10 protein-coding genes and 3 rRNA genes are annotated in these 15,382 nt (G+C 65.2%); 2 read left to right on the plus strand and 11 right to left on the minus strand.

All coding sequences use genetic code 11. The annotated features are described in order from the left end of the window. Positions 1-263: 263 nt before the first annotated feature. Entirely contained in the window at positions 264-1,082 is an 819-nt protein-coding gene (locus AC3IX6_RS15615; protein ID WP_243340126.1) for an ECF subfamily RNA polymerase sigma factor, BldN family, read from the plus strand. Between the two features lie 269 nt (positions 1,083-1,351). Next, the gene (locus AC3IX6_RS15620; RefSeq protein WP_489370683.1) at positions 1,352-2,557 is read left to right on the plus strand and encodes a DUF5667 domain-containing protein; all 1,206 of its coding nucleotides are present in this window, start codon (positions 1,352-1,354) and stop codon (positions 2,555-2,557) included. Positions 2,558-2,679: 122 nt separating this feature from the next. Here the strand turns inward: AC3IX6_RS15620 and AC3IX6_RS15625 are convergent, their stop codons facing one another. The 11 genes from AC3IX6_RS15625 to AC3IX6_RS15675 form a co-directional block, all read right to left on the minus strand. Next, on the minus strand, positions 2,680-3,681 hold the full coding sequence (locus AC3IX6_RS15625) for a lysophospholipid acyltransferase family protein (protein ID WP_489370684.1): 1,002 nt from the start codon (positions 3,679-3,681) through the stop codon (positions 2,680-2,682). Then, a complete protein-coding gene (locus AC3IX6_RS15630; RefSeq protein ID WP_489370685.1) occupies positions 3,681-4,736 on the minus strand; it encodes an NAD-dependent epimerase/dehydratase family protein in 1,056 nt (351 codons plus the stop codon). Before AC3IX6_RS15630 ends, AC3IX6_RS15625 begins: the two co-directional genes overlap by 1 nt. Positions 4,737-4,831: 95 nt before the next feature. Then, entirely contained in the window at positions 4,832-4,930 is a 99-nt protein-coding gene (locus AC3IX6_RS15635) for a 30S ribosomal protein bS22 (RefSeq protein WP_003948845.1), read from the minus strand. A 142-nt stretch (positions 4,931-5,072) separates the two neighbouring features. After that, positions 5,073-5,282 carry a helix-turn-helix domain-containing protein gene (locus tag AC3IX6_RS15640; protein WP_162688852.1) on the minus strand — a complete coding sequence of 70 codons (210 nt, stop codon included), beginning with the start codon at positions 5,280-5,282 and terminating at the stop codon, positions 5,073-5,075. Between the two features lie 114 nt (positions 5,283-5,396). Then, on the minus strand, positions 5,397-6,227 hold the full coding sequence (locus AC3IX6_RS15645; RefSeq protein ID WP_489370686.1) for a phosphatase: 831 nt from the start codon (positions 6,225-6,227) through the stop codon (positions 5,397-5,399). Positions 6,228-6,388: 161 nt separating this feature from the next. Beyond that, entirely contained in the window at positions 6,389-7,540 is a 1,152-nt protein-coding gene (locus AC3IX6_RS15650) for an acetoin utilization protein AcuC (protein ID WP_489371461.1), read from the minus strand. Next, positions 7,512-8,741 carry an MFS transporter gene (locus tag AC3IX6_RS15655; RefSeq protein ID WP_489370687.1) on the minus strand — a complete coding sequence of 410 codons (1,230 nt, stop codon included), beginning with the start codon at positions 8,739-8,741 and terminating at the stop codon, positions 7,512-7,514. Before AC3IX6_RS15655 ends, AC3IX6_RS15650 begins: the two co-directional genes overlap by 29 nt. Positions 8,742-8,800: 59 nt before the next feature. Beyond that, entirely contained in the window at positions 8,801-9,499 is a 699-nt protein-coding gene (locus AC3IX6_RS15660; RefSeq protein WP_489370688.1) for an HAD family hydrolase, read from the minus strand. Positions 9,500-9,667: 168 nt separating this feature from the next. Continuing rightward, positions 9,668-9,785: ribosomal RNA gene (gene rrf / locus AC3IX6_RS15665) — 5S ribosomal RNA — on the minus strand. A gap of 74 nt (positions 9,786-9,859) precedes the next feature. Next, positions 9,860-12,983 (minus strand): 23S ribosomal RNA (locus AC3IX6_RS15670). A 283-nt stretch (positions 12,984-13,266) separates the two neighbouring features. Further along, positions 13,267-14,791 (minus strand): 16S ribosomal RNA (locus AC3IX6_RS15675). The 16S, 23S and 5S rRNA genes sit together here, the layout of an rRNA operon. Positions 14,792-15,382: the final 591 nt, after the last annotated feature.

The following is a 15,382-nucleotide window of genomic DNA, read 5'->3' on the forward strand; positions in this document are numbered from 1 at the left end:
CTCCGCCCTGCCCTACTCGGTCGTGAGCCACCGTGGAAGCAGGCATTCCGCGCACCCAACTGATCAAGAATCGATCACCATCCGTGCCTGAATATGCCCTCGACACGCAACAGAAGTGTCGTAACCGGTGATTTGAGCAACTGGGTGTAGCGCCGCCTGTACGAAGCGTTATTCTCCTCAAACGCATGCCACCGCCATCTGTCGCTACGACGGGTGAACGGTCCCGCACTGCACGTGATGGAAGCTCTGCCTCTGGGAGTCCCGTGTACCCACCTGTCGGGGTTGACGCCTCGGGCCTGGCTACGCTGCGCGCAACGGTCCTCGACCAGCTGCGCGGCTTCGTCCCCACCGCGTACACCGTCCCCGCATTCGCCACCGCGGTCCCCGCCGGACTCGGCCCGGCCGGTCCTTGCTATGCCCTGACCGACGGCGGGGCAACGGTGGGCAGACGCGGTCGCGCCGGCGGCTCGTCCGCCGGGGGCGCAGCCGCCGGGACCACCGCGCCCGCCGCCCGCCGTCCCACCGCGGACAGCGACCAGGCCCGCATGATGGACCTGGTCGAACGCGCCCAGGCCGGCGAGGCCGACGCCTTCGGCCGCCTGTACGACCAGTACAGCGACACCGTCTACCGCTATATCTACTACCGCGTCGGCGGCAAGGCGACCGCGGAGGATCTCACCAGCGAGACCTTCCTGCGCGCGCTGCGCCGCATCTCCACCTTCACCTGGCAGGGCCGCGACTTCGGCGCCTGGCTCGTGACCATCGCCCGCAACCTGGTCGCCGACCACTTCAAGTCGAGCCGCTTCCGCCTGGAAGTCACCACCGGCGAAATGCTCGACGCCAACGAGGTGGAACGGTCCCCCGAAGACTCCGTCCTGGAGTCCCTCTCCAACGCGGCCCTGCTGGAAGCCGTACGGAAACTCAATCCGCAGCAGCAGGAGTGCGTGACCTTGCGCTTCCTGCAGGGCCTCTCGGTCGCCGAGACGGCCAGGGTGATGGGAAAGAACGAGGGTGCCATCAAGACCCTCCAGTACCGGGCGGTCCGCACCCTGGCCCGCCTGCTCCCCGACGACGCCCGCTGACTCCGCCCTCCTCTCACATTTCGGTACCCCTCCCTGATGACCTTGATGACACCGACGACAGTGACGACACTGCCGAATCCAACAACGCTGTGGTCCGATCATCTTTCGTCCGTAACCCAAGTGCCGCGCCGCTCGTTGTGGGGAATGCAGGCTCCCTGTGGACAAGCCCTGCCCGAAGCCGCTCACTCGAAAGGGTGGATGTGCTCAAGGAAGGCAACCTTCCGGACACCTTGGGGAGTCGATCGTCATGACGAGAGGAGGTGCCGCCAGTGATCGCGAACGTGACTCCGCACCGGCGGGCGAACGCCTTCGCCCAGGCCCTGGAGGAGCGGACCCCGTCCGACCTTTCGGAACCGGACCCGGCGGCCGAGCAGTCCGAGGCACCTGCCGAACCTGCCGACCACGACCGGTTGTTGGCCCTGGCGAGCGTGCTCGGCGAAAGAATGCCGCGCCCGGTGCTGGACCCCGAGGTCAAAGTGGTGCAACGAGCCCAGCTCATTGCCGCCATGGAAGCCAAGGTGATGGAAGAGAGGGCCGGAGGCGGCGTGGCCGCCGACCCTCAAGTGCCCGAACAGCGGACCGGCCGCGGCGCCCACCGGGCGACCTCGCTCCGGAAATTGCGGCCCCGCTCCCGCTGGTCCAAGGGCATTGCGGCAGGCGGTCTCACCGTGGGTGTGGCCGCAGGGGCCTTCAGCGGAGTGGCCGCTGCCAGCACGGACGCCCTGCCGGGTGACCACCTGTACCCCGTGAAGCGGGGCATGGAGGACATCAGGCTCGGGATGGCCGACGACGATTCGGACCGGGGCGAGCTCTATCTCGACCAGGCTTCGAGCCGTCTGTCGGAGGCCCGCCGGCTCATGGAGCGCGGCCGTCTCGGCGCACTCGACCACGAGTCCCTCGGCGAGATCCGCCGAGCCCTCGCGGGCATGAAGCACGATGCCTCGGAGGGCCACCGGCTGCTCCAGGCCGCCTACGAACGGGACGGCTCGCTCGGCCCGATCCAGGCGCTGTCCTCGTTCTCCCGCTCGCACCGGGACGCGTGGACCAAGCTCCGGGGCAATCTCCCCGCGCAGCTCACGGACGTGGGCGGTGAGGTGGAGTCGGTCTTCCAGGCCATAGACCAAGACGTGGCGCCGCTCCAGAATCTGCTTCCGAAGCCTCCGGAACAGACCCGCGGCTCCGGACCCTCCACGAAGCCGAGCGCACCGGCGAACAAGCAGCGGGCGACGCCCTCCTCGGGCGCACCGTCCGCGGCCCCCGCGCCGTCCGCCTCGGGTTCCCCGAAGACCCCGCCCCCGGGCGGCGGTCTCCTGGGCGGCACGGGCAACCTCCTGAACCCGCCCGCGGGCCAGGGCCAGTCCACCCCGTCCGAGCCCGGCGGCACGCCCACGCCCGCCCACCCGGACATCACCCTCCCGCCCCTCCTCCCCGGCCTGCTCCCAGGCCTGGGCATCAATGCGGAGGACGCCGACTAGCAGCGACTAACACCGCTGGCACCACGCGCCGAAGCGCCGGCGGGTCTGGGAAATCCAGCCCCGCCGGCGCTTCGGCGCGTCAGAAACCCTGCCGGAATCCTGCCTGTCAGAAACCCCGCCGGTCAGAAGAAGACGGACCTCCGCTGCACCAGCAGCTTGTACAGCGTGTGCTGGATCTGCTCCCGCACCTGATCCGTCAGGTTGAACATCAGCATCGGATCCTCGGCGGCCTCCGCCGCGTACCCGTCCGTCGGAATCGGTTCCCCGAACTGGATCGTCCACTTCGTCGGCAGCGGCACCGCGCCGAGCGGCCCCAGCAGCGGAAACGTCGGCGTGATCGGGAAGTACGGGATCCCCAGCAGCCGGGCCAGCGTCTTCGAGTTGCCGATCATGGGGTAGATCTCCTCCGCCCCGACGATCGAGCAGGGCACGATCGGCGTCCCCGCGCGCAGCGCGGTCGACACGAACCCGCCCCGCCCGAACCGCTGGAGCTTGTACCGGTCCCCGAACGGCTTCCCTATCCCCTTGAAGCCCTCGGGCATCACGCCCACCAGCTCCCCGGCCTCCAGCAGCCGCTGCGCGTCCTCCGCGCACGCCAGGGTGTGCCCGGCCTTGCGCGCCAGCTCGTTCACCACGGGGAGCATGAACACCAGGTCGGCCGCCAGCAGCCGCAGGTGCCGCTGCGCCGGATGCTGGTCGTGCACGGCGACCTGGAGCATCAGGCCGTCCAGCGGCAGCGTCCCGGAGTGGTTCGCCACGATCAGCGCGCCGCCCTCCTTCGGGATGTTCTCGATGCCCTTGACCTCGACCCGGAAGTACTTGTCGTACAGCGGCCGCATCAGGGACATCAGGACCTGGTCCGTCAGCTCCTTGTCGTAGCCGAAGTCGTCGACCTCGTACTCCCCGGTGATCCGGCGCCGCAGGAACGCGAGCCCGCCGGCGATCCGCCGGTCCCAGGAGTCCGCCGCGGCCGGCTCCGGCACGGCCTCCACCACCGGCTCCGGACCGGCCGGCTCCGCGACGGGCGTGAGCGGCGCCTCCGGCGCGACCCGGACCCGCCGGGCGGGCGAGGACCGCCGTCGCGGCCGGTCCTCGTCGAACGGAATGACCTTGGCGTCCGCCACTATCGCTTCGCTCCATCCATGTCCACGTCCAGCACCCCGGCCACCCGGTCCACGGCCCGCCCCACCCGGTCCGGTGGCAGCAGCCCGCCGCCCCGGCTCCGCGTGAAGTCGGCGAAGGTCTCGGCGGTCGTATACATCGGCTCAAAACCCAGCGCCTCCCGCATCTGCGTGGTCTGCACGACCCGCCCGTGCGTGAGGAGCCTTATCTGCTCGGGCGAGAAGTCCGTCGCCCCGACCGCCCGCAGCGCCGCGCCCACCCAGGTCACCGCGGGCAGCAGCAGCGGCACGGTCGGCCGTCCCAGCCGCCGCGCGCACTGCGACAGCAGCAGCACCCCGTCGCCGGCGATGTTGAAGGTCCCGCTGAGCCCGCCGGGCCCGCTGGTCTGCGAGGCCAGGCGCAGCACGTCCAGGACGTCGTCCTCGTGCACGAACTGCAACCGCGGGTCGTAGCCCAGCACGGTCGGGATCAGCGGCATCGAGAAGTACTCGGCGAGCGCCGAGTCGGCGAAGGGCCCGAGGATGTTGGCGAACCGCAGCACGCACACCGCGACGTCGGGCCGCCTGCGCGCGAAGCCGCGTACGTATCCCTCGACCTCGGTGGCGTCCTTGGCGAAGCCGGCGGCGGGCAGCGACTTGGGCTGCGTGGTCTCGGTGAAGACGGCCGGATCCCGCGAGGTGCCCCCGTACACACTGGTACTGGACTTCACCACGAGACGCCGTACCGTCGGGGACTTCTGGCAGGCTCCCAGGAGCTGCATCGTCCCGATGACGTTCGTTTCCTTGACGGTGCTGTACGAGCCTGAGCCCGCGCCCGCCGCCGCTCCCCCGGTGACCGCGAGATGGACCACCGTGTCGACGGCGTTCTCGGCCAGCACCCGGGCGATGGCCGACTGCCTGATGTCCGCACGGACGAACTCGGCCGAGCCGAGCCTGTGCGGCGGGGTCACGGCGTCGACCGCGATCACCCGCTCGACCTCGGGGTCCCGCTGGATCCGCCGCACGAAGCGGCCCCCCAGCTGCCGGGCAGCCCCGGTGACCAGCACGACCTTCCCCACGAGCTCAGCGCCTCCCTCGAAGAAGTCCCCCGGCTGCACCGCAGCCCCTCCACCAGAATGGTGGAGGGGCTGCGGTAAACACGTACAGCTGCCGTTTACTTCTTGTTACGGCGCTGGACGCGGGTGCGCTTGAGCAGCTTGCGGTGCTTCTTCTTAGCCATCCGCTTGCGCCGCTTCTTGATAACAGAGCCCACGACTACCCTCGCTCACTTCTCTTCATTCGGTGCGGGGCGTCGGGGCCCACACGACCTACGTCGGCCTAGCCTACCCGCCCGAGCTCTGAGCTTGTAATCCGCGTGCCCCCGAGGGGTCACCGCGGGCTCCCGACCCTTGCCCTCAGGCCGATTCCACCCCCACGAAGGACTCGCGGAGGTACTCGTGCACCGCATTTTCGGGGACCCGGAAGGACCGGCCCACCCGGATTGCGGGCAGATGTCCGTTGTGCACCAAGCGGTACACGGTCATCTTCGACACTCGCATCACCGAGGCGACCTCCGCCACGGTCAGGAACTGAACCTCACTGAGAGGCCTCTCGCCAGCAGCCATGACACACCTTGACCTTCCGCGCATGACGGGCACCGGCTTCCCCTCCGGTTACGCCCCGTCGTCGCACGCTCACTCCCCAGAGTAGGGGCGTGTGATACGAGTGGGGAAGAGGAGCTACGTCCACTCCTGCCGACCCGACAGACTCGCCCGATTGAGTACATAGCGAGTGAGCGGTCTGTAGTAGTCCGCGCGCACCGCGTCATCAAGTGGAACCGCCACCGACACCTGCCCCTCGGCTTCCCCCACGAACAGCGCGGGATCATCCGTATCGGCCAGCCCGATCGCCTCCACACCGAGCTGACCTGCACCGCAGACCCACCCGTGATCCCCCACCACCAGCTCCGGCAACGGCCCGCCGGCCTCCGCCAGCGCCCCGAGGGCGATCCGAACCGGCAGCGGCGAATGGGAGTGCGCGCCGGTGTCACTCCCGTCCGGCCGCGCGCCCTCTTCCCGCACCAGTGCGACCCCTCGTACGTAATCGATGCGGTGCGTGCGTACGCCGAACCGGGTCTGCATGTCGACGGGTGCCCCCCGCGCCGGAGTGAGGACATCACATCCCGCCGCCGACAGCGCCCCCGCCAAGGTGGCGTAGAACCCCAGGAGCCGGTGCGGGTGACCGGTCCCGAACAGCACCGGGGCCCGGGCCGCCACGGCCGCCCGCAGCCGCTCCGCGAAGGCCTCCAGCCCCGCCACCGTCAGCTCCGGATCGATCACGTCCGGCCCGCTGACGTGCGCGGGGTCCGCCGAGACCCCGCACTTCTGCGCCATCAGCCGCAGCAGGTCACCCTCGCCCCACCCCCACGCGGGATCGAGCCCCAGCAGCACCCGCGGATCCCGCGCCGCGAACAGCCGGTAACTGCGCAGGCTTTCCTCCCGCGAGGTAGCCACGGGCCCGGCCAGGCGGGCGGCCAGCAGATGCGCACGCAACGCGCCGGTACTCAACACCCTCCCGATGCTCCCGCACGAACCCTGACGGCTCGCCAGTTCCAGCCAATCCCGCACCCGTTGGCCCAACCAATACAGCCTCGCCGGCGTTTGAGGCGCGGGGTCTGGGGCGGAGCCCCAGGGAACGGTGGAAGGGCGGGTAGGGGACAGCCCCGCAGGGCTCAGGCCAGCAGCCCGCGCAGCGGGAACACCGCCCGCCGCGTGGCGAGCACGGCCTGGTCGATCCGATCCGCAGGGTCGTACCCACCCTCCCAGTCCCGCCAGACGGGCACCCGCCCATCCGTCATCCGCCCCGGCGCCAACTCCCGCGTCCGCGCATACACCGCATCCCGCCAAGACCCCGGCACAGCCGTCTCCGGCGGGATCGGCCGATGCCCGGCGATCGCCACCAGATGCGTCCAAGACCGCGGCACCACATCCACCACGGCGTACCCACCCCCACCGAGGGCCAGCCAACGCCCACCCGCCCCACAGGAGTGCGCCAACTCGTGAAAGCTCTCCATCACCGCCCGCTGCGCGTCCAGCGACACCGCCAAATGGGCCAGCGGGTCCTCGAAGTGGGTATCGGCCCCGTGCTGCGTCACCAGCACCTGCGGCCGGAAGTCCTCCAACAGCTCCGGCACCACCGCGTGGAAGGCCCTCAGCCATCCCTCGTCCCCGGTCCCGGCGGGCAGCGCGATGTTCACCGCCGACCCCTCCGCCCCCGGCCCGCCCGTCTCCTCCGGCCAGCCCGTCTGCGGGAACAGCGTCCGCGGATGCTCGTGCATCGAGATCGTCAGCACCCGGGGGTCGTCCCAGAACGCCTCCTGGACCCCGTCCCCGTGGTGCACGTCCACATCCACATAGGCGACCCGCTCGGCCCCCAGCTCCAGCAGCCGCGCGATCGCCAGCGCCGCGTCGTTGTAGATGCAGAACCCCGCCGCCCCACCCGGCATCGCGTGGTGCAGCCCGCCGGCGAAGTTCACGGCGTGCTCGGCCTCCCCGCGCCAGATCGCCTCGGCCGCCGCGACCGACTGCCCGGCGATCAGCGCGGACGCCTCGTGGATCCCGTGGAACGCCGGATCGTCCGCCGTCCCCAGACCGTACGAACCGTCGGCGGCCCCGGGGTCGGCGGACACCTCGCGCACGGCCGCCACGTAGTCCTCGCGGTGCACCAGCCGCAGCGTCGAGTCCCCGGCCGGCCGGCCCGCCCGTACCTCCAGCTCCCGGTCGAGCCCGAAGGCCCGTACCAGACCCATGGTCAGCTCAAGGCGCACCGGGTCCATCGGATGGCCCGGCCCGAAGTCATACTTCGTTACCGCCTCGTCCCACATCAACAGCCCGGTCACCGGTTCGCCGCTCATGCCGGACACCGTATCGGGCGGGCTCCGTACCGAACGAGCGGGCATAGAAAAGAGTGACGAGGACCAGCACCATCGGCACGAGCATCGCCCCCCGGTAGCTCCAGGCGTCCCCGATCCCGCCCACGAGCGGCGCCCCGATCAGGAATCCGACGTAGTTGAAGATGTTGAGCCGCGCGATGGCGGTGTCGGAGGAGTCCGGGAACAGCCGGCCCGCGGCGGCGAAGGTCTGCGGCACGATCACGCACAGCCCGAACCCCAGCAGGGTGAAGCCGAGCATCCCCACCCACGCCCCGGGCGCCGCCGCGACCACGGCGAACCCGCCCGCCGCGACGACCGTCCCGATCCGTACGACGGCCACGGCCCCGAAGCGCCGCACCCCGAGATCTCCCACGGCCCGCCCGAGCAGGGTGGTCACCATGTAGACGTTGTACGGAACGGTGGCGAGCTGCTCGGAGCTGCCCAGCACGTCCTGGAGGTACTTGGCGCTCCAGTTCGAGACCGTCGAGTCCCCGATGTACGCGCACGCCATCACCAGGCACAGCGGCAGCAGCAGCTTGAACCCGCCCGGCCCGAGCCCCTTGGCGGCGCCCGAAGCGGCGGCCTTGGCGTCCTGGTCCACGTAGAACCGGCTGGCGAGGAGCGCGAGCGGCAGCAGGACCACCACGGCGGGCAGATAGGAACTGAACAGCGACAGGTGCCAGTGCGCCCCCGCCCACGCGGCGGAAGCCCCCAGGATCCCGCCGAGGCTGTACGAGGCGTGGAAGCCGAGCATGATGCTGCGCCCGTACGCACCCTGCAGGCTCACCCCGAGCATGTTCATGGAGGCGTCGAGCGCCCCCACGAACAGCCCGAACGCCCCGAGCGCCAGCGCCACGTGCCACATCTCGCTGCCGGCGCCGACCCCCAGCAGGGCGAGCAGCACGAGCGGCTGCGCCCACCGCAGTACGGTGCTGGGCGCGACCCGCTTCACCAGGTGCTCGGTGACCACGCTGGAGACACCGGCGAGGATCGGCACGGCCGCCAGGAAGACGGGCAGCAGTGCGTCGGATATCCCGTACCGGTCCTGAATGGCGGGGATCCGCGTCACGAGCAGTGCGAAAGCCACGCCCTGCACGAAGAAACTGAACCCCAACGCCCCGCGCCCGCGGCGCAGCCGCACGTCTGCCGTCATGGCGGCTCAGCGTAGGCGGCGGTGCTACCGGTGGGTAGAGCGATCACATATCGATTGGGTCAGTGCGAGAACCCACCGCTGTAGCCGGTGTATCCGGAGCCCGCGCCCTCGGCCAGGCCCAGCAACCCGGCGAGCTGGTTCATGTCGCCGAAGTATCCGGTGGCGCCGGGCAGCCGGTCGGCGGGCATCATCGCCGTGTACCCGAGCACGTCCATCCCCGCGGCCAGCGCGGCCTGGACGCCCAGCGGGCTGTCCTCGACGACCACGCACCGCGCCGGGGCCACGCCCATCTGATCCGCGGCGTGCAGGAACAGATCGGGGGCGGGCTTCCCCTTCCCCACATCCTCCGAACTGAAGATCCACTCCTCCTCGAACCATTCGTCGAGCCCGGCCGCCCGGTGCCCGACCCGGATCCGCTCGTGGCTCCCGGAGGACGCGAGACAGTACGCGGTCCCGCTCTCGACCAGAGCCGCCAGCACCCCCTCGACCCCGGGCACGGGCTTGAGCTCCCGCTCGAAGGCGGCGAAGGTACGGGCGTGCAGCGTGCTGTCGAAGTCGGCCGGCAGCGCCTGCCCGGTCCGCTCCCGCACCAGGTCGTGGACCCGGTGGACCGCGGCCCCCATGTAGTCGCGGAGCGACTCCTCGTACGAGGTCGGGTGGCCCAGCTCGGTCAGGTACCCGGCGAGGATGCTGTTGGCGAGCGGCTCACTGTCCACCAGCACGCCGTCGTTGTCGAAGATGACGAGGTCGTAGCCCATGCGACAACCCTACGAGCCGTCAGCCCCAATCCATCCGGACCCCATGCCGGGCATCCGCAGGACATCCAAAGATCCTGGCCGGCTCCCGCTCACCCTCAGCTAGGTTTTGGCCCGAAACGCAGAAAAGCCCCGTACCGGTTACCCGGTACGGGGCTTTCTACAATGATTGTTCGGCGGCGTCCTACTCTCCCACAGGGTCCCCCCTGCAGTACCATCGGCGCTGAAAGGCTTAGCTTCCGGGTTCGGAATGTAAACCGGGCGTTTCCCTAACGCTATGACCACCGAAACACTATGAAGTTAACCAACCGGATATGAACACAGTTCGTTACTTCAGAACTAACACAGTGGACGCGAGCAACTGAGGACAAGCCCTCGGCCTATTAGTACCAGTCAGCTCCACCCGTTACCGGGCTTCCACATCTGGCCTATCAACCCAGTCGTCTACTGGGAGCCTTACCCTCTCAAGGAGGTGGGAATACTCATCTTGAAGCAGGCTTCCCGCTTAGATGCTTTCAGCGGTTATCCCTCCCGAACGTAGCCAACCAGCCATGCCCTTGGCAGGACAACTGGCACACCAGAGGTTCGTCCGTCCCGGTCCTCTCGTACTAGGGACAGCCCTTCTCAATATTCCTACGCGCACAGCGGATAGGGACCGAACTGTCTCACGACGTTCTAAACCCAGCTCGCGTACCGCTTTAATGGGCGAACAGCCCAACCCTTGGGACCGACTCCAGCCCCAGGATGCGACGAGCCGACATCGAGGTGCCAAACCATCCCGTCGATATGGACTCTTGGGGAAGATCAGCCTGTTATCCCCGGGGTACCTTTTATCCGTTGAGCGACGGCGCTTCCACAAGCCACCGCCGGATCACTAGTCCCGACTTTCGTCCCTGCTCGACCCGTCGGTCTCACAGTCAAGCTCCCTTGTGCACTTACACTCAACACCTGATTGCCAACCAGGCTGAGGGAACCTTTGGGCGCCTCCGTTACTTTTTGGGAGGCAACCGCCCCAGTTAAACTACCCATCAGACACTGTCCCTGATCCGGATCACGGACCGAGGTTAGACATCCAGCACGACCAGAGTGGTATTTCAACGACGACTCCACAACCACTGGCGTGGCTGCTTCAAAGTCTCCCACCTATCCTACACAAGCCGAACCGAACACCAATATCAAACTATAGTAAAGGTCCCGGGGTCTTTCCGTCCTGCTGCGCGAAACGAGCATCTTTACTCGTAGTGCAATTTCACCGGGCCTATGGTTGAGACAGTCGAGAAGTCGTTACGCCATTCGTGCAGGTCGGAACTTACCCGACAAGGAATTTCGCTACCTTAGGATGGTTATAGTTACCACCGCCGTTTACTGGCGCTTAAGTTCTCAGCTTCGCCACACCGAAATGTGACTAACCGGTCCCCTTAACGTTCCAGCACCGGGCAGGCGTCAGTCCGTATACATCGCCTTACGGCTTCGCACGGACCTGTGTTTTTAGTAAACAGTCGCTTCTCGCTGGTCTCTGCGGCCACCCCCAGCTCACGGAGTAAATCCGATCACCAGTGATGGCCCCCCTTCTCCCGAAGTTACGGGGGCATTTTGCCGAGTTCCTTAACCATAGTTCACCCGAACGCCTCGGTATTCTCTACCTGACCACCTGAGTCGGTTTAGGGTACGGGCCGCCATGAAACTCGCTAGAGGCTTTTCTCGACAGCATAGGATCATCCACTTCACCACAATCGGCTCGGCATCAGGTCTCAGCCTTATATGAGGGACGGATTTGCCTACCCCTCGGCCTACACCCTTACCCCGGGACTACCACCGCCCGGGCTGGACTACCTTCCTGCGTCACCCCATCGCTTACCTACTACAAGTCTGGTTCGCCGGCTCCACCACTTTCCTTTCCCCGAAGGGTCCGGAACGGCTTCACGGGCTTAGCATCGCCTGATTCGATATTGGGCGTTTCAAAGCGGGTACCGGAATATCAACCGGTTGTCCATCGACTACGCCTGTCGGCCTCGCCTTAGGTCCCGACTTACCCTGGGCAGATCAGCTTGACCCAGGAACCCTTAGTCAATCGGCGCACACGTTTCTCACGTGTGTATCGCTACTCATGCCTGCATTCTCACTCGTGAACCGTCCACAACTAGCTTCCGCTGCTGCTTCACCCGGCACACGACGCTCCCCTACCCATCACAGCGGGCGTTGGCCCTATTGCTGCAATGACACGACTTCGGCGGTACGCTTGAGCCCCGCTACATTGTCGGCGCGGAATCACTTGACCAGTGAGCTATTACGCACTCTTTCAAGGGTGGCTGCTTCTAAGCCAACCTCCTGGTTGTCTCTGCGACTCCACATCCTTTCCCACTTAGCGTACGCTTAGGGGCCTTAGTCGATGCTCTGGGCTGTTTCCCTCTCGACCATGGAGCTTATCCCCCACAGTCTCACTGCCACGCTCTCACTTACCGGCATTCGGAGTTTGGCTAAGGTCAGTAACCCGGTAGGGCCCATCGCCTATCCAGTGCTCTACCTCCGGCAAGAAACACGTGACGCTGCACCTAAATGCATTTCGGGGAGAACCAGCTATCACGGAGTTTGATTGGCCTTTCACCCCTAACCACAGGTCATCCCCCAGGTTTTCAACCCTGGTGGGTTCGGTCCTCCACGAAGTCTTACCTCCGCTTCAACCTGCCCATGGCTAGATCACTCCGCTTCGGGTCTAGAGCGTGCAACTCAATCGCCCTATTCGGACTCGCTTTCGCTACGGCTTCCCCACACGGGTTAACCTCGCTACACACCGCTAACTCGCAGGCTCATTCTTCAAAAGGCACGCAGTCACGACTGTATGTGCAAGCACATACAGCGACGCTCCCACGGCTTGTAGGCACACGGTTTCAGGTACTATTTCACTCCGCTCCCGCGGTACTTTTCACCATTCCCTCACGGTACTATCCGCTATCGGTCACCAGGGAATATTTAGGCTTAGCGGGTGGTCCCGCCAGATTCACACGGGATTTCTCGGGCCCCGTGCTACTTGGGAGATTCTTAAGCAAGCCGCTGATGTTTCGTCTACGGGGGTCTTACCCTCTACGCCGGACCTTTCGCATGTCCTTCGACTACATCAACGGTTTTTGACTCGCCGACCGGCCGGCAGACCGATCAAAAGAATTCCCACAACCCCGCATGCGCAACCCCTGCCGGGTATCACACGCATACGGTTTGGCCTCATCCGGTTTCGCTCGCCACTACTCCCGGAATCACGGTTGTTTTCTCTTCCTGCGGGTACTGAGATGTTTCACTTCCCCGCGTTCCCTCCACACTGCCTATGTGTTCAGCAGTGGGTGACAGCCCATGACGACTGCCGGGTTTCCCCATTCGGACACCCCCGGATCAAAGCTCAGTTGGCAGCTCCCCGGGGCCTATCGCGGCCTCTCACGTCCTTCATCGGTTCCTGGTGCCAAGGCATCCACCGTGCGCCCTTAAAAACTTGGCCTACAGATGCTCGCGTCCACTGTGTAGTTCTCAAGCAACGACCAGTCACCCATCACCCTCATCCGAAGACGAAGTTCACTGGGGCCGGCATCGCGAAGATAAAGCCTTTCGGCCGTACCCTCAGATACCCAACAACGTGCCAAGCACGATCCCCGCCACTCTTACTGTTTTCCACGCCGAAGCAGTACTCACAGAAGGTTTTGGAAACCGTGCCAACTAATCAACGTTCCACCCTGAGCTGACCGTGCAGAACGTTTGTCTGCAATCGGTACTGTGCTCCTTAGAAAGGAGGTGATCCAGCCGCACCTTCCGGTACGGCTACCTTGTTACGACTTCGTCCCAATCGCCAGTCCCACCTTCGACAGCTCCCTCCCTTACGGGTTGGGCCACCGGCTTCGGGTGTTACCGACTTTCGTGACGTGACGGGCGGTGTGTACAAGGCCCGGGAACGTATTCACCGCAGCAATGCTGATCTGCGATTACTAGCAACTCCGACTTCATGGGGTCGAGTTGCAGACCCCAATCCGAACTGAGACCGGCTTTTTGAGATTCGCTCCACCTCACGGTATCGCAGCTCATTGTACCGGCCATTGTAGCACGTGTGCAGCCCAAGACATAAGGGGCATGATGACTTGACGTCGTCCCCACCTTCCTCCGAGTTGACCCCGGCGGTCTCCTGTGAGTCCCCATCACCCCGAAGGGCATGCTGGCAACACAGGACAAGGGTTGCGCTCGTTGCGGGACTTAACCCAACATCTCACGACACGAGCTGACGACAGCCATGCACCACCTGTATACCGACCACAAGGGGGGCACTATCTCTAATGCTTTCCGGTATATGTCAAGCCTTGGTAAGGTTCTTCGCGTTGCGTCGAATTAAGCCACATGCTCCGCTGCTTGTGCGGGCCCCCGTCAATTCCTTTGAGTTTTAGCCTTGCGGCCGTACTCCCCAGGCGGGGAACTTAATGCGTTAGCTGCGGCACCGACGACGTGGAATGTCGCCAACACCTAGTTCCCAACGTTTACGGCGTGGACTACCAGGGTATCTAATCCTGTTCGCTCCCCACGCTTTCGCTCCTCAGCGTCAGTAATGGCCCAGAGATCCGCCTTCGCCACCGGTGTTCCTCCTGATATCTGCGCATTTCACCGCTACACCAGGAATTCCGATCTCCCCTACCACACTCTAGCTAGCCCGTATCGAATGCAGACCCGAGGTTAAGCCTCGGGCTTTCACATCCGACGTGACAAGCCGCCTACGAGCTCTTTACGCCCAATAATTCCGGACAACGCTTGCGCCCTACGTATTACCGCGGCTGCTGGCACGTAGTTAGCCGGCGCTTCTTCTGCAGGTACCGTCACTTTCGCTTCTTCCCTGCTGAAAGAGGTTTACAACCCGAAGGCCGTCATCCCTCACGCGGCGTCGCTGCATCAGGCTTTCGCCCATTGTGCAATATTCCCCACTGCTGCCTCCCGTAGGAGTCTGGGCCGTGTCTCAGTCCCAGTGTGGCCGGTCGCCCTCTCAGGCCGGCTACCCGTCGTCGCCTTGGTGGGCCATTACCCCACCAACAAGCTGATAGGCCGCGGGCTCATCCTTCACCGCCGGAGCTTTTAACCCCCGCCCATGCAGGCAGGAGTGTTATCCGGTATTAGACCCCGTTTCCAGGGCTTGTCCCAGAGTGAAGGGCAGATTGCCCACGTGTTACTCACCCGTTCGCCACTAATCCACCCCGAAGGGCTTCATCGTTCGACTTGCATGTGTTAAGCACGCCGCCAGCGTTCGTCCTGAGCCAGGATCAAACTCTCCATGAATGTTTACCGGTTATCCGGTGCACACGCACTTAGAGCGGGACAGTCATGTCGGAATAAGACCGACCGTCCACTGCGTCCTCGCTGTGTAATTGCCTGCAAGCGTCAGGGCCGAAGCCGCGACCTCACAGGTCTTTTTCAAAGGAACCTCATCCACCGAAATGGACGGGGTATCAACTTTTTGGCGTTGATTTTTGGCACGCTGTTGAGTTCTCAAGGAACGGACGCTTCCTTTGTACTCACCCTCTCGGGCTTTCCTCCGGGCTTTCGTTCTGTTCTGTTCTTGCGTTTCAGACTCTATCAGAGTCTGTCTCGCTTGTTTTCCGCCTTCCAGTTCTTCGCTTTCGCGTTTCCCTTTCCGGCGAGTTCGACTCTATCAGATCCTTTCGGGCCTGACTCCCAGTCAACGGGGTTTGTCGTTCGGACTGTTGGGCCCTTGCGACGAGTGAGACAGTAGCGGATTCCTTGCCCCCGAACCTAATCGGCGACTGCGTCCGTGGACGCGGATTCCTCATTCGCAAATACGCATGAAAACGGGACGACAAAGTGAGTCGTTCGTTCGAATGTGTAGTGCGGGATGGCTGTCCGGGGACC

This window comes from Streptomyces sp. GL_141 (genome assembly GCF_057834385.1).